Annotated in this window: 15 protein-coding genes and 1 pseudogene; 13 read left to right on the top strand and 3 right to left on the bottom strand. The window is 31.0% G+C overall.

The genetic code is table 11. The features are described from left to right. Nucleotides 1–71: 71 nt before the first annotated feature. The 3 genes from P3X86_RS09880 (at nucleotide 72) to pdxT (ending at nucleotide 1,917) form a co-directional block, all read left to right on the top strand. Nucleotides 72–209: a hypothetical protein gene (locus P3X86_RS09880; protein ID WP_483292508.1), complete on the top strand. Its 138-nt coding sequence runs from the start codon at nucleotides 72–74 to the stop codon at nucleotides 207–209. Between the two features lie 255 nt (nucleotides 210–464). Further along, on the top strand, nucleotides 465–1,343 hold the full coding sequence (gene pdxS / locus P3X86_RS09875) for a pyridoxal 5'-phosphate synthase lyase subunit PdxS (protein WP_483292507.1): 879 nt from the start codon (nucleotides 465–467) through the stop codon (nucleotides 1,341–1,343). 1 nt (nucleotide 1,344) lies between these two features. Then, nucleotides 1,345–1,917 (top strand): pyridoxal 5'-phosphate synthase glutaminase subunit PdxT, encoded by a 573-nt coding sequence (gene pdxT / locus P3X86_RS09870; protein WP_483292506.1) that lies wholly within the window; start codon nucleotides 1,345–1,347, stop codon nucleotides 1,915–1,917. A gap of 77 nt (nucleotides 1,918–1,994) precedes the next feature. On the opposite strand, the gene P3X86_RS09865 is transcribed toward pdxT, so the two are convergent. Beyond that, on the bottom strand, nucleotides 1,995–3,341 hold the full coding sequence (locus P3X86_RS09865) for an SLC13 family permease (RefSeq protein ID WP_483292505.1): 1,347 nt from the start codon (nucleotides 3,339–3,341) through the stop codon (nucleotides 1,995–1,997). A 205-nt stretch (nucleotides 3,342–3,546) separates the two neighbouring features. On the opposite strand from P3X86_RS09865, the gene P3X86_RS09860 reads away from it, so the two are divergent. Beyond that, nucleotides 3,547–4,779 (top strand): chitinase, encoded by a 1,233-nt coding sequence (locus tag P3X86_RS09860; RefSeq protein WP_483292504.1) that lies wholly within the window; start codon nucleotides 3,547–3,549, stop codon nucleotides 4,777–4,779. A 71-nt stretch (nucleotides 4,780–4,850) separates the two neighbouring features. On the opposite strand, the gene P3X86_RS09855 is transcribed toward P3X86_RS09860, so the two are convergent. Beyond that, nucleotides 4,851–5,681 carry a hypothetical protein gene (locus P3X86_RS09855; protein ID WP_483292503.1) on the bottom strand — a complete coding sequence of 277 codons (831 nt, stop codon included), beginning with the start codon at nucleotides 5,679–5,681 and terminating at the stop codon, nucleotides 4,851–4,853. Nucleotides 5,682–6,017: 336 nt separating this feature from the next. Between P3X86_RS09855 and P3X86_RS09850 the strand changes: the two genes are divergently transcribed. After that, nucleotides 6,018–6,695, top strand: coding sequence for a class I SAM-dependent methyltransferase (locus P3X86_RS09850; protein WP_483292502.1), 678 nt, complete (start codon nucleotides 6,018–6,020; stop codon nucleotides 6,693–6,695). Between the two features lie 21 nt (nucleotides 6,696–6,716). On the opposite strand, the gene P3X86_RS09845 is transcribed toward P3X86_RS09850, so the two are convergent. Beyond that, nucleotides 6,717–7,856, bottom strand: a complete 1,140-nt coding sequence (locus P3X86_RS09845; RefSeq protein WP_483292501.1) for a PucR family transcriptional regulator — start codon at nucleotides 7,854–7,856, stop codon at nucleotides 6,717–6,719. 115 nt (nucleotides 7,857–7,971) lie between these two features. Here P3X86_RS09845 and P3X86_RS09840 point away from each other — a divergent pair, with 115 nt between their 5' ends. The 8 genes and pseudogenes from P3X86_RS09840 (at nucleotide 7,972) to P3X86_RS09805 (ending at nucleotide 15,015) form a co-directional block, all read left to right on the top strand. Beyond that, nucleotides 7,972–8,985 (top strand): ornithine cyclodeaminase family protein, encoded by a 1,014-nt coding sequence (locus tag P3X86_RS09840; RefSeq protein ID WP_483292500.1) that lies wholly within the window; start codon nucleotides 7,972–7,974, stop codon nucleotides 8,983–8,985. Between the two features lie 9 nt (nucleotides 8,986–8,994). Further along, nucleotides 8,995–10,119 (top strand): aminotransferase, encoded by a 1,125-nt coding sequence (locus P3X86_RS09835; protein ID WP_483292499.1) that lies wholly within the window; start codon nucleotides 8,995–8,997, stop codon nucleotides 10,117–10,119. Then, entirely contained in the window at nucleotides 10,113–11,066 is a 954-nt protein-coding gene (locus P3X86_RS09830; RefSeq protein ID WP_483292498.1) for a pyridoxal-phosphate dependent enzyme, read from the top strand. Before P3X86_RS09835 ends, P3X86_RS09830 begins: the two co-directional genes overlap by 7 nt. After that, a complete protein-coding gene (locus P3X86_RS09825; RefSeq protein ID WP_483292497.1) occupies nucleotides 11,063–11,662 on the top strand; it encodes a COG3904 family protein in 600 nt (199 codons plus the stop codon). Before P3X86_RS09830 ends, P3X86_RS09825 begins: the two co-directional genes overlap by 4 nt. A 149-nt stretch (nucleotides 11,663–11,811) precedes the next feature. After that, nucleotides 11,812–12,006, top strand: a pseudogene (locus tag P3X86_RS09820) (hypothetical protein); the annotation flags it as partial. 197 nt (nucleotides 12,007–12,203) lie between these two features. After that, nucleotides 12,204–12,830, top strand: coding sequence for a TetR/AcrR family transcriptional regulator (locus P3X86_RS09815; RefSeq protein WP_483292496.1), 627 nt, complete (start codon nucleotides 12,204–12,206; stop codon nucleotides 12,828–12,830). Between the two features lie 10 nt (nucleotides 12,831–12,840). Next, nucleotides 12,841–13,470, top strand: coding sequence for a class I SAM-dependent methyltransferase (locus tag P3X86_RS09810; protein ID WP_483292495.1), 630 nt, complete (start codon nucleotides 12,841–12,843; stop codon nucleotides 13,468–13,470). Nucleotides 13,471–13,653: 183 nt separating this feature from the next. Then, nucleotides 13,654–15,015, top strand: coding sequence for an MATE family efflux transporter (locus P3X86_RS09805; RefSeq protein ID WP_483292494.1), 1,362 nt, complete (start codon nucleotides 13,654–13,656; stop codon nucleotides 15,013–15,015). The last annotated feature ends 56 nt before the right edge of the window (nucleotides 15,016–15,071 follow it).

Here is a 15,071-nt window from a genome sequence, read left to right as displayed (position 1 = left end):
TTGTATAAGTGTACGTTTATTCTATCTGTTCGTTTATATAGTGTACAACTAGTTAAGCAAGGGAATAAATTATGATTAATAAAGAACTAAAGAAAATATATAAAGATTATAGTAAAGAACTTTATTTGTATGTATTTTCTTTATGTAAAAATCACTATATAGCTGAAGAAATAGTCAACAAAGTATTTTACAGAGCTTTTATAATATAAACAAAGGTCATATTTATTGCTGATAGTGATATGATCTTTGTTATTTATATTTTTAAATAGTTACAAAGAAGATAAATAGAGAAGGATTATTGAACCACCCTACATTATACCGATACAATTTAAATTAATCCACTACAATTTCAGTGAAAGCATTGAAAAAAGTAATTAAATTTGACACAATATAATTATATATAGATACAATTACACAATTGTATTGGGACTAGAGTATCTAGATTAATATAAGGAGGCTTTGAAATGGATAACAGATATGAACTAAACAAAAATCTTGCTGTAATGCTAAAGGGTGGAGTTATCATGGATGTAACAACTCCCGAAGAAGCAAAAATAGCACAGGAAGCTGGAGCATGTGCAGTTATGGCTTTAGAAAGAGTACCTGCTGATATTAGAAAAAATGGTGGAGTGGCAAGAGCCTCAGACCCGAAGATGATTAAACAGATTCAAAAAGCTGTATCTATACCAGTTATGGCTAAAGTAAGAATCGGACATTTTGTTGAAGCTCAGATATTAGAAGCCCTTAGTGTTGATTATATTGATGAGAGTGAAGTTTTAACACCAGCCGATCCAGCTCTTCATATTGACAAGAGGTCATTTAAAGTACCTTTTGTATGTGGAGCTAAAAATCTTGGAGAAGCCTTAAGAAGAATCGCAGAAGGAGCATCAATGATAAGAACTAAAGGAGAACCAGGTACAGGTGATGTAATAGAGGCGGTTAGACATATGAGGATGATGAATTCTGAGATAAGCAGAATCAAAGGGTTAGCAAAAGAAGAACTAATGAATGCTGCAAAACAGCTACAGGCACCTATTCATTTAGTGCAGTATGTACATGAACATGGCAAATTACCTGTTGTCAATTTTGCAGCTGGTGGTGTTGCAACTCCTGCAGATGCAGCTATGATGATGCAATTAGGATGTGATGGTATATTTGTTGGATCAGGTATTTTTAAGTCTGGCGATCCTAAAAAAAGAGCTACAGCTATAGTTAAAGCTGTTACAAACTATAACGATGCAAATATATTAGCAGAGGTATCAGAAGATATTGGAGAAGCAATGGTTGGGATTAATGTATATTCAATTAATGAAGAAGAAAGAATGGCTGATAGAGGGTACTAAAATGAAAAGAATAGGCGTATTAGCACTTCAAGGAGCTTTTAAAGAACATATAAAAATAATGAAATCATTAGGGCATGAAGCAGTAGAAATAAGAAAAGCTACGCAGTTAAATGATATACACGGGGTGATACTACCTGGTGGAGAAAGCACAGCAATAGGAAAGTTACTAAAAGATTTGAAAATAAAAGGGATACTAATAAAAAAAATCAATAGCGGATTACCAGTATGGGGTACTTGTGCAGGTATGATTTTGCTAGCTAAAGAAATAGAAGGTGAAAAACCTTATCTTAAAGTTATGAATATCAAAGTTAGACGAAATGCATATGGAACTCAACTTGATAGCTTTATAAAAAACGAAGTTATAGAAAATATATCTAAAAAAGAAATTCCTTTGGTGTTTATAAGGGCACCGTATATTATAGATATAGGAGATAGGATTGAGGTACTTCATAAAACAGATGGAAACATTGTAGCAGCTCGACAAAATAATATGCTAGTTACATCGTTTCACCCAGAACTCACAGATGATAAAACTTTCCATGAATACTTTATTTCTATGATAGATGATATATAATAAGAATTTAATAAGAAAGATTATATAAGAAGGGGATGTCTGGAGTTACAGACATCTTCTTTGAACTTTATAACAATCTAACTGAACACAAAATTCCACCAAGGCATACAAACAAATAGAATAAATATGAAAGTGAACATAGTAAGAAATATACCGAATTTCGCTATCGTTTTTGTATCGTATAAACCTTCTCCATAACCAACCATTATAATTGCATGATGAAAAGGTAAGATATATTGAACACTTACAATAGTATATACAAATAGACACAGAATGGTAGAATTCTCAAATATACTTATATGCGCAATCATTGGTATTACTACAGAAGAAGTGGTGACTGCGCTACCTAACAAAAAATTAAGAATCAGAGTTATAAATGTCAAAAAAACTATAGACAAATGACCATGAGAGTTAGGCATAAATGTTATAAGCCAGTTTGCAAGCGTTTGTGAAAACCCACAATAATTCAATACACCTCCTAAAGAAAAAGCAGCTGTGAAGAATAAAAGTAAATTGTAATTAATGCTTTTCAGGCTGTCTATTTTTAGCAGACCTAATATTGTACTTAAAATAACACCAATTGTCATTATAGACAAAGCACTAAGATTACTGAAACTTTGAGTTGCAAATCCTATAAATATGACAAAACATATTAAGATGGATTGCTTTTGTTGTTTGGTAAGTTGTTGTTCCTTTTTTTTAGTTAATCCTATAAAAGTTATTTTAAATAGTTCTTTTCTGAATATAAGTAAAAACATAAAAAAAGTAATGATGCAACAAATTATTGTTGGGATACCCATATAAAGTGCCCATTGACCCCAATTCATATTTGCACCTGATATTTTTACAACGACATAATTCAAAAGTGTATCAGCGTTTATAAAAAACATAGATGTAAAAGTTGAAGCAGTAAAAATACTGAAAAAAAGTATGCTCTTAGATGTATTTGGTATAGATTGTTTTGATAAAAATTCTCTATAAAATACTGCTAACAATATTACACGTGGAAATGGTTGTGGTATAAAAAATATCAATAAAAACCCTGCAATATATGAGAACAATACAAGCTTTATAGGAGTATTAGTCATTTTGTACATGATCTTTCTTGAGAATACCTTAGCAGTACCAGTAGAGGTTACAACATGGCTTATAAGGTATGAAAGTATAATAATATAGAAGTTTTCTGTCATAGGAAATTTCAACACTACAGCAATAGGAGCGAGTTTGAGAAGTAAACAACTCGACAGAAATATACCTGCAATAACATTATTGGCAACAGCTGATGTTCCCCATAAAACCAGCGTAGTGCAACAAATTACAGTTGGAAGTTTCATATTAAGATTCATTGGTAAGATTAAAATAAGGATTATAGCACTTACTAATGAAAGATAAAGAATTTTAGGTTTTTTAATAATAGTAGACATATAATGTTCTCCTTTTGCTTAATATGAATGTATATAATTATAACTTAAGAAAAGTTCATATTGAATTTTAGCACATTAAATCATTTTGTTCAATACAACTCTTAGTTTATTTAAAATAACTTTGTATTTTAGAGAAGTAGATATATTTAGCATATCTTTAACATAATTATTCTATAGCTAAAATAATTGAAATGGAGGATTTTATATGTTATGTTGTATGAACTTTCAACTACCTGATAATATCAGAGCAAGGCTTAGAAGATGTTGTCGTATAATACAAAGAACTGTACTTTTTAAAAATGCTGAATATTTAACTTTACAAGATTGTTGTAACAAAGATACTACCTTTTTTGTGCAGTTGATTAATGAACCTCTACACAATGTGGAGTTAAGAAGATTAGGGATGAAAATGAACATATTAGTAGTAAGTAGGACATTAGCGGCTGAGAAACCAGATCTAGTAGCAGATCAAATTATGGAGCACGTTACTGAGTGGTCAACTACACCAATGCCACCTACATATCCTTGTGGATTTACTACAGAATTAACAGGGGAATCTCTTGATGTAGGAAATGGTGTTTATCCTTGGCCATCACGAGTATTTTCTCCATTTGTAGATATCACAGCTTGGCCTACGTATCAGATAGCAGATATGTCAACTGTAACAGGAGTCAAATTTTATAATTTAGGTTTTGTTGTATCTCAAAGTCCTACAGATTGTACCCCTAGCTGGGGAACATATTATCCAATAAATCAAATACCAGCTATAGATCAGATTAAAAAACTGCGCGATATGGGGGGAGATATAACAGTTTCATTTGGTGGTGCTGCTAATACTCCTATACATATATGCGCGCCAGATGCTACTTCTATAAAAGATATATATATGAATGTTATAAACTTATATAACTTGCGTAGGATTGACTTTGATATAGAAAATCCTTGGGTAGAGTATACTGATGCTAATGAAAGAAATGCTCAAGCTTTAAAAATGTTGCAGGATGAATTGTCGTTTGATATAGAAATATGGTTGACACTACCTATTTCTACTGAGGGGTTAGTACAGAGCGGTCTAACTATAGTGGGGCAAATGAAAGATGCAGGAGTTAATATCACTGGAGTAAATGGAATGACTATGGATTATGGGCCACCTATTGAAGATATGGGGCAAGCTGCTATAGATGCTATCACAGGGCTTAATACTCAATTAGGTGGTGATGCGTGGGATATGATTGGTGCCACACCTATGATAGGTAAAAATGATCAACCAGGTGAAACATTTACATTAGAGAATGCTTTGGCATTACTTGATTTTTGTAAATCTAAAAGTGTACGTATGATTTCTATGTGGTCATCAAATAGGGATACTAGCCAAGGTAGTGGTATACCACAGGAAGATAATCAGTTCTCTAAAACTTTCCAGCCGTATACAGATTGATAACTATATAAATTAAATTAAAAAAATAATAGTTTCACAGTATATCACCTGTGAACTATTATTTTTATTTTCTAGTTTAGTTTTCTTTTAACTATTATCTTATTTATAAAGGTTACTGCAATTACAATTATTGAAAGACAGCACATAATCAAAAACAGTTTTGAAGATATTTTTTCTGGATATAAGAATCTCCCCCTATTAATCAGTATTATCAGAGGACTTAACTTAAGGCTATGAAAGTACCCAATAATTTGGCTAGCGATAATGAGAATACCTCCACCAGCTAAAGAGCCTTTACCAAAAGCATACAATCCAAAAATAAAAATCAGAATAATAAAGTACTTAATTAATAAATCAGATATAGAGTATATATTATTTCCATCTAAAGTTCCTCTAAAAGTACTCATTAAAATTAGTAAATTTAAAATAACTATTGTATATAAACCACCTCTATTTACAAGGTGCTGATTTTCCCAAAATTTATATTTTTGAGTATTTATATTACCACCAACAAGTATTTCTCCTATTGTTAGAAATTTTAGTTTCTTTGATAATGAATAGTAATAGTAAAACATGACTATTATAGCAAGAAGTATCCCTAAAGGAACAATCATTATGTCAAATGTAACTTTTTCAATTATATCTGATGTAACATGCATTCCTTTTATTTTATAGAATTCAAAATAATTCTTACAAGAGTTAACTATAAAACCAGTGAAATTCAATTTGCCAAATAATAATGTTTTTAATAAACTTAATAGACCACAATATATGGTTATGCCTAGTAAAATATCAACAGCACATGCAACCAATCCATTTGAATCAGTTTCTTTAAGGATTTCTTCTTTTGTTAGAGTTCTTCTCTTTACTGAATTTAATTTAGTAAGTAAACGGTCATTCATATGCTACACCCCTTTGTTAAGACACATAATATATTACTCGATAGACAAAACACAATGCACACATTGAAAGGTCTTTACATCTTCTTTTTACATTACACTCATTACTTGTTATTAAAACCATAATAAATCCTAATTTGATATATAATACAATTTATAATATATGTATAATGATGTTTTGTCAAGAATAATCAGAATATTTGTCAATATGTTAACATATTAGACATAAGAATAGCTAACTTATATTGCCACTTAATCAGTGATATGTGCTATACTTTAGATATAAATGGATACTTTGATGGATTTCAATAAAATAGAACCAATTAAAAGGAGGGTACCTTGAAAGATAGAAATTATTATGCAAAAAAACTAAACTCACAAAATTTGTTTAAGGCGTATGATACACATATACCTAGAATAAAGCAGTATTTGAGTGAAGAAATAGAATTTGTTAGAAGGAATCTAACAGGAGATGAGAGAGTGCTAGAGCTAGGTGCAGGTTATGGACGAATAGTGAAAGAGTTAGCTAGCAGCTGTAAATCAATTGTTGGTATTGATATATCCAAAGAAAGTGTTTTGCTTGCAAGAGAATATTTAAAGGGGATACATAATGCAGAAATGATTACTATGGATGTACATAAACCAACATTTAAGAGCAAGTTTGATGTAGTGATTTGCTTACAAAATGGCTTATCAGCAATGAAAATAGCAACTGATGAATCAATAAAGAATATACTGAGAATGGTTACGGATGGTGGGAAAATTTACTTTAGCACGTATAGCGAAAAATTTTGGGAGCATAGATTGATGTGGTTTGAAGAACAATCAAACAAAGGACTACTTGGAGAAATAGACATGAGTAAAACGAAAGATGGAGTTATAATTTGTAAAGATGGATTTAAAGCAATAACTCATACACTTGAGGATCTAAAAAAGATAGGTGAACTATCAGGCTATGAATATCAGATACAAGAGATGGATGAATCAAGTATATTTTTAATTATTCATAAAGAATAAATGTAAATAAATTCTATAGTTTTATAATAATAGCTTTTCGCATTTTAGTGCTATTGAAAGCTGTTCATAAAAATCACTGTCAGACTCTAATTCTAAAAGAGTCTTCATTTTTTGTATTCTATAACGTATGGTATTTTTATGCTGAAACATTACTTGTGAAGTTTTGGTTATATCACCTTTATTAATAATGTATTCTCGGGCAGTCTCTAGAAGCTTACCATCATCGTAACAATAAAGAGGGTTTAACGTTTCATGTACATAACGCTTCATCCAACTACCTTTGTTTGGCAATAGTAATTTGTAGATTCCAATATTACAGTATTCTTGTGAAGACAATTCGTTAAGTTCACATGCTTGACTTGCATAAATACTTTCTTTAATAGACTTATCTAAACTAATTATATCAATATAAATGTTGCTACAACCAATATAAAAATCATCATGGTTTATAGAAAGATTATTGAATATATACTCTCTATCAAGCTTTACATGCTTTGCTTCAATTGATTGATAGGTCATAATTACAATTAATCCATTACCATATTTGAAGACGCTGTGCTCAATGAATTGATTACGACTTCTTTTATACTTCTCGGCAATGCTTATAATGTTATCATCATTAATAAATCGCCTTTCTTTTAGGAAAAATACTTGATGCTCATTGTAAAAATGTCTATTAAGATCATAAGCTAATTCTTTAACTACATTTGGCTTTAGCTCGTTTTTAAAAAGTGCTTCAATTTTAGTTTCTAATATTTCTATATGACTTCTTGATTGTAAACCTTTTAATAAATCTTCAATAATATCCTCGAAATAAATATCCTCATTAAACAAAAAGATGGGAAAAGCATTTTTGTTTGCATAGCTAATAATATCCTCAGGTAGGTCTTGTATGTATTTTTGTTTGATAGCAAGACAAGCTACATTACATTCGATCAAAGTTTTTATGCATGATTTTATTGCATTTATATCATTTCGAATCGGAGTAAAGGTCGTTAAAACAAAATCCCCATAAGTAAACATGCCATTGATACCTTCAATAACCTCATAATCCAATATACCAACTTTATCAATAGATTTGCTCATTCCTGAAATACCAGCAATAAGTTTAAACGGCTTTAAATGGTTTAATTTAGTTGCTTCATAAACAGTGATAGACATAAAAGCACTCCTTTTGTATATTATATAAATATAATAGCATATTTTTTGACATAGTACAAATACAAGGATCTATATTTAGTATAAAATTATATTAATAAGAGAAAGGAGGAAAATTATGTTTAAAGTAAAAGTGTTGAATCAAGAAGTGCTAAAAAGTATACTACAAATGCCAATGGTAATAGAGGCTGTTGAACAAGTATATACATTAAAAGCAGAAAACAAAACAACGCTATTTCCTATGGTTTTTCATGAGTTTGAAACAGGGGTAGCAGACATGGATATTAAATCAGGTTATTTAGAGGGTGCTGATATATTTGGGCTAAAACTAGTTTCATGGTATGGAGCAAATAAAGAGAAAGGATTACCATTACTTATTGGAACTACGATGATATTTGATAGTAATACAGGAGTACCTCTTGCCATTCTCAATGCGGACCATATAACAGGTATGAGAACAGGTGCAGCAGGAGCAATAGGAGCTAAATACCTCGCTAGAAAAGATTCAAGGACATTATTGATGATTGGAACTGGACATATTGCACAGTTTGAAATCGCAGCTTTGTTACATGTAGTAGAGTCAATAGATAGAGTTTTAATATATGATCCGATGTGTGAGCAACAAACTTTAAAGTACACAAATACAATAAAAGATAAACTAAGAGATACTTTTAATATTACAAAAGATATTAATTACGAAGCAGTAACAGATTTAAAAGGAGCTGTTTTATCAAGTGATATTATTATCACAGCTACGCCATCTAGAGCTTCAATGATAAAAAAAGACTGGGTCAAGCCAGGTACACATATTAGCTGTATTGGAGCAGATATGCAAGGCAAACAAGAAATCGATGAGAAATTATTTAGTTCATCTATCGTTGTAGTTGATGATATTGATCAAGCTATAAATGTTGGAGAAACTCAAACAGCTTATAGAGAAGGTTTAATAACTAAAGATGGCATTTACTCAGAAATGGGAGAGATTATACTAGGAACAAAGGTCGGTAGAAAGTCAGATAAAGACATAACTATATTTGATTCAACTGGTATAGCATTGCAAGATTTAATGACATCAAAGATTGCTTTAGATATAGCAAAAGAAAGACAACTGGGAATTACAATTGATTTATAGGAGGCAGTTATGAAGATTAAAGAATTTGGTGTAGAAATATGGATGAATCTATACGAGAATAATTGCAAATACAATTTAGCAGAGACTTGTACAAAATCAATGACTGTTAATGAATTATTAAAGATATCTCAAAACAAAGATGAAGCTATAAATGAAATCTTAAATATGCAAATGAGTTATGGGGATATAGAAGGTTCTCATAAGCTTATAAAAGGGGTTCAATCTCTTTATGATAATATAGATATAAATCAGATAACTATAACACATGGGGCTATAGGTGCAAACGCTCTAGCTATGTTTACGCTAATAGAACCAAAGGACATAGTAATATCTGTATTGCCAACTTATCAACAGCACTACTCTATTCCCAAAGCATACGGAGCGGATGTAAAAATTTTAAAACTTAAACCAGAAAACGGATTTTTGCCTGATTTGGATGAGCTTAGAAGTTATGTTAATAAGAATACTAAGCTTATATGTATTAACAATCCAAACAACCCAACTGGTTCACTGATGGATGAAGATTTTTTGAAAGATATTGTTAAAATTGCAAAATCAGTAGATGCATATATTCTATGTGATGAGGTGTATAGAGGACTTGATCATGAAGGGTCAGGATTTACAACATCTATTGCAGATATCTATGATAAAGGAATTAGCGCAGGTAGTATGTCTAAAACATTTTCTTTAGCAGGTTTGAGAATTGGGTGGTTAGTTGGACCAAAAGAATTTATAAAAGCAGTAAATAGAAGAAGAGACTATACAACTATTAGCTGTGGTAGGATAGATGACTATTTGGCTAGTATAGCACTAGAAAATGTAGATAAGATAATAGAGCGCAGTCATAAGATAGTCAGAGAAAACATCAAAGTATTAGACGAATGGGTAAAAAATGAACCGTTGATTTCTTATGTTAAGCCGAAAGCGGGAACAACTGCATTTTTGAAATATGACTTAGATATGAAGTCAGAGGAATTTTGTATTCAACTTCTAAACTCAAAAGGGGTTATGCTAGTGCCTGGCTCAGCACTGGATGTAGAAGGATATGTGAGGATAGGATACGCATTTAGCCCAGATAAACTTAAGATAGGGCTTAATAAAATATCAGAATTTTTAAGGGAGCAAAAATGCTAAACCTTAGACTCATAATAGAGACAAAAAAACTTATTGAGCCCTATATATATGAAACTCCATTGAGTTTATCAACAACACTAAGTAACAATAAAAGGTCGATTTATTTCAAAAATGAGGGATTACAGCCTTCTAGAAGCTTCAAAATGAGAGGTGCATTCAGCAAGCTTTTAAGATTAACAAAAGAAGAAAAAAACAGAGGAATTGTCGCTATTTCATCTGGAAATCATGGTGTTGCAGTCAGCTATGCAGCACATAAATTGGGTATAAGCAATGTATTAATATTCGTACCAGAGAATACACCATTGACAAAAAAACAAAAGATAACGTATTATGGTGCAAAACTGGTTGTCAAGGGAAAGACATATGACGAAGCCCATGATATAGGAATGAGTTATGTAAGAAAACAACAAAAAATTTATATAGATGCATATGATAAAGACTGCATAGTCTATGCAGGACAGGGAACAGCAGGATTAGAAATGATTTACCAAAATCCTAATATTGACACCATATTAGTCCCAGTTGGAGGAGGCGGGTTGATTGCAGGAATAGCTACTGCTGCAAAAGGTATTAACCCCCACGTGAGAGTAATAGGAGTTCAAACAGAAGCGTGTCCAGCTATGAAAGCTGCAATTGATGATAAAGTATTATATTCCAAATATCCATCAGAGGATTCAATATGTGAAGCTCTAATTGGAGGAATAGGAGAATTAGCCTATCGATTATCAGACAGACTTATTGATGATGTATTAGTAGTAAAAGAAAATACTATTAAAAAAGCGATTAAACACATGGTGATAGAAGAGAAAATCATAGTCGAGGCATCAAGTTGTGTAGTAGTCGCAGCACTGTTTGATTATCCTGAGTATGATTTTGGAAGAGAAACAGCTCTAATATTATCAGGAAATAATATAGACGTAAAATTACTGAAGGAGAGTTTGTCGTGAAAATGAAAATAACTATTGTAATAGTGGTATGCCTTTTATTAGTAACAATTGTGTTAACTAATATAGATAATCTGTATGAGGTTTATTATGATATGACCGAAGGATTAGCAGACTTCAATGTAAAAGGTGATAAGGCTATTATGAAAGGGCTTATTAGCAAGAGAACAATCAAAAGAGTAAAGGATTTGATAAAAGAACACCCAGAGGTCAAAACAATTGTGATGGAAGATGTACCTGGATCAATAGATGATGTATCAAATTTAAAGGCCAGCAGGCTAATAAGAGGAGCAGGTCTAAATACAAAGGTGCCAGAGGGTGGATTTATAGCATCTGGTGGAGTCGATTTCTTTTGTGCTGGTGTAAAAAGAACTGCTAATGAGAACTCAGAAATTGGAGTTCATTCATGGGCGAGTGAAGAAGTAAAAAATGCAAATGAATTACCAAAAGACCATCCAGAGCATCAAAAATATTTAGATTATTATAAAGAGATGGGGATAGACAGCGATTTTTACTGGTTTACAATCAAATCAGCCCCTGCAGATTCAATGCATAATATGACTCAAGAAGAGAGAATCAAATACGGTTTATTAAATTAAAATAGAATAGCTTTTAAGGATATATAGGATTATGTTTTATACAAGAATGTATAATATTATTTAAATATATCCTTTTTTTGCTTGATTCATTTTTTATATAATTTATAAAGACTCGAAACTAGAAATGTGCCACTACAAAGCTTCATTTTTCTCATAAAGATCTTGCAGAATTACTTAGAACAACTTATAGACATTTAACTAGATCATTAAAAGAGCTTGAAAATATAAAGTTCTATAAAAATAGAGCTTTATCAATAAATATTATAGATGAAGGAAAATATGTAGATGTAGAGTGGTTAAGAGTATGTTTGCATAAAGAAGTAGATAATTTGGTATTATCATAATAGAAAATTTATGTAATGGCAGTATTCAATAATGTATTCTTAAACTTTATCATAATAAAAATATATTTAAGCAAATATAATGATAATCTGATATATGGTGGATTAAACTTATAAATTAAGATTGTACTAAAAATAAACAAATGATAGAATAATCATATAAATATTAAGTATAGAGGCTTGTTGGAGAGCCTCTATTTATGCAAAAAGGATACTCTGAAAGAGAGGTGATCATCATATCAAGAAAAACAAGAGAACAACGATTACAAGAAATATGGGCAGCTGCTAAGAAAGTTTTTTTAGAAAAAGGCTATCACAAAACAACTATGGAAGATATTATCGCAGAAACTGAGCTATCTAAAGGTGGATTTTATCATTATTATAATAATACAAAAGAAATTATTATAGATATGATGAAACAGGGGAGTTTGTCATATATAAAACATAATCCATATATGATAGAACTATTAGAATCATCAACAAAAGAGCAAAAGAAGGAAATTTTGCTTAAATCGATTCTAGACAAGGCATTGTCAATAACAGATGACAAAAGAGTATATACTATGTTTCTATATGAAATGATGAATGATCCTCAAATTTGGGCAATATACCTAGAACTAGAAGTTCAATCTATTGAAGCACTATGTAAATTGGCTGATATAGACTATAACAAACATGTAAAGGAAATGAATTTTATTAGTCGTTTCACAAATAGTCTACTAGTTTCTCATCACATGTTTAAAGAACCAGATGTTTTTGAAAACGAAAGATTAGCATTTAAAAAATTTTTATCAACCTATATTGATGCAATATTCCAATTGCAATGAGGTGGAATAAATGGTACGTGATGAACGAAAAATATGGAGCAAATTTGCTAAGATTTATGATAGATTCATGAAAAAAGATAAATTTGCTTACGAAGAGATTATAACATTGATTAAGAAAACAACAATACCCACAGATGAAATATTAGAAATTGGTACAGCAACAGGCATTATTTCTTTTGGGTTATCAAACTATGTCAATAAAATAATAGCTACTGATTTTTCGCCTAAAATGATTAGTATAGCTAAGAAAAAAGCACATATAAATAATATACATAATATTAATTTTGAAGTCCAAGATGTATGCAAATTAACATATGAAGATAATTCATTTGATAAGGCCATTATTGCTAATGTTTTGCACATAATGCCAGAACCAAAGAAAGCATTAGCAGAAATAAAAAGAGTATTAAGAACTGACGGTATATTATATGCGCCTACATTTGTTCATGCAGGAGGTAAGAAGGCAGGTGTTTTTTCATTATTAGCAGGTTTAATAGGTTTCAAAGTCTATAGCAAATGGACAGAAGATAAATACCATGAGTTTATTGAGGATAATGGTTTTAAAATCATAGATAAATCAATGATAAAGGCCTCTTTTCCTATAAGTTTTGTATCGTGTAAGCATGTATTAAAGGATTAAGTTTACGAAGGAGATATATTTAAGTATAAATTAAGTATTGACAGATGTAAAGGACAGAAGTATAATTATATTGATAATTATTATCAATATCAATAATTAAATATTGTAGCTACTAAATCAAAAAAGGCGAAAGCCTTTTTATTAAACGAGAAACCGACGGTTACGTCGAGTTAGGGGGATGAAATGAATAAAAATAAACAAAAAAGGATGATTCTCAATGATAACTTATGGAAAGTTACTTTTCAATTAGCGTGGCCTGCTGTCATTGCAATGGTGCTATATGGTTTAAATACTGTCTTTGATGCATTCTTTGTAGGAAGATATGTAGGAGAAACAGCTTTTGCGGGTGTTTCTTTAGCATATCCATTGACACAGATTGCTTTAGGATTTGGATCGCTGATAGGTGTTGGAGCAGGATCTGCACTCAGTATAGCTATTGGAAAAGGAGATAAAGAAACTCAGCGTAAATTACTTGGAAATGTAAACTATCTAAATATTGTAGTAAGTATTGGATTTATGATTATTGGAATAATATTTGCTAAAAGCCTTGTCGGTATGATGGGGGGATCGGGAGAAGAACTTTCGTTTGGTGTTAATTACTTTAGAATAACATTGTATGGAGCCTTTTTCTGGATAGCTGGACTTGCAGGAAATATGATAGTAAGAGCTGAGGGAAAAATGAAATCTGCAGCAGTTATGATGGCAATAGGTTTACTAGTAAATATTGCTGCGAATTATATATTAATTGTAGTTTTTAACATGGGAGTCGAAGGAGCTGCCATAGGGACAAATATTGGTATGATAGTCTATACTGTAACTTCATTTGTATATTTTAGCAGAAAAAAAGCAACATTCGAGGCAAAACCTTTTACAATTAAAAGAAACAAAGATATTATAAAACAGATTATGTCTATGGGAATGCCTTCATTGATTATGTCTGTAATGAGTTTAGTACAAGCGATTGTCGTATTAAACGCTATTTCTAAATTTGGTACAACTAGTGATATTGCTTTTTATGGTGTAGTATTTAGGATATTTACTTTTATGTTAACACCAATTTTTGGATTGATGCGTGCATTACAACCAGTTGCAGGTATAAACTATGGAGGAGAAAAGTATGATAGAGTAATTAGGAGTTTTAAGGTATTTGCAGTAGCAGGAACAGTATTGATGTTACCGTTTTGGTTAATAATGATGGTATCTCCTAATCTAGCATTGAACCTTATGCTTCCAGATAAAAACTTTATAGCAACAGATATAATGAATTTTAGAATTTTCATGGCATTGTTACCAGTACTTCCTGTAATATTTATGGGGATGACATATTTTCCAGCTATCAATAAAGGAAAAGTTGCATCTATTATGGGCATAGCAAGGCAACTAGTATTTTATGTACCAGTAATGCTAATTATGCCTAGATTTTTTGGAATGCAGTGGGTATATATCGGGGCGTTTTTAATAGATTTTATAATGGTTCTTTGGACAGTGTTTCTAGCGAAAAGGGAGTTTAATGGTTTGAGAAAAAAGAAATTACAATTAACATAAAAAAATCATTAATAAAACTGCCATAGGTTAGAATAAACCTTATGGCAGTTTTTAAA

The sequence above is a fragment of the Abyssisolibacter sp. ZYX002 genome (assembly GCF_056892235.1).
Note: the sequence above shows the minus strand (reverse complement) of the source record. Positions and strands in the feature narration are given on the sequence as shown.

Coding starts and splice junctions, on each gene's coding strand:
- P3X86_RS09880 (WP_483292508.1), top strand. CDS start 72: ATGATTAATAAAGAACTAAAGAAAATATATAAAGATTATAGTAAAGAA.
- pdxS (WP_483292507.1), top strand. CDS start 465: ATGGATAACAGATATGAACTAAACAAAAATCTTGCTGTAATGCTAAAG.
- pdxT (WP_483292506.1), top strand. CDS start 1,345: ATGAAAAGAATAGGCGTATTAGCACTTCAAGGAGCTTTTAAAGAACAT.
- P3X86_RS09865 (WP_483292505.1), bottom strand. CDS start 3,341: ATGTCTACTATTATTAAAAAACCTAAAATTCTTTATCTTTCATTAGTA.
- P3X86_RS09860 (WP_483292504.1), top strand. CDS start 3,547: ATGTTATGTTGTATGAACTTTCAACTACCTGATAATATCAGAGCAAGG.
- P3X86_RS09855 (WP_483292503.1), bottom strand. CDS start 5,681: ATGAATGACCGTTTACTTACTAAATTAAATTCAGTAAAGAGAAGAACT.
- P3X86_RS09845 (WP_483292501.1), bottom strand. CDS start 7,856: ATGTCTATCACTGTTTATGAAGCAACTAAATTAAACCATTTAAAGCCG.
- P3X86_RS09840 (WP_483292500.1), top strand. CDS start 7,972: ATGTTTAAAGTAAAAGTGTTGAATCAAGAAGTGCTAAAAAGTATACTA.
- P3X86_RS09835 (WP_483292499.1), top strand. CDS start 8,995: ATGAAGATTAAAGAATTTGGTGTAGAAATATGGATGAATCTATACGAG.
- P3X86_RS09830 (WP_483292498.1), top strand. CDS start 10,113: ATGCTAAACCTTAGACTCATAATAGAGACAAAAAAACTTATTGAGCCC.
- P3X86_RS09815 (WP_483292496.1), top strand. CDS start 12,204: ATGCAAAAAGGATACTCTGAAAGAGAGGTGATCATCATATCAAGAAAA.
- P3X86_RS09810 (WP_483292495.1), top strand. CDS start 12,841: ATGGTACGTGATGAACGAAAAATATGGAGCAAATTTGCTAAGATTTAT.
- P3X86_RS09805 (WP_483292494.1), top strand. CDS start 13,654: ATGAATAAAAATAAACAAAAAAGGATGATTCTCAATGATAACTTATGG.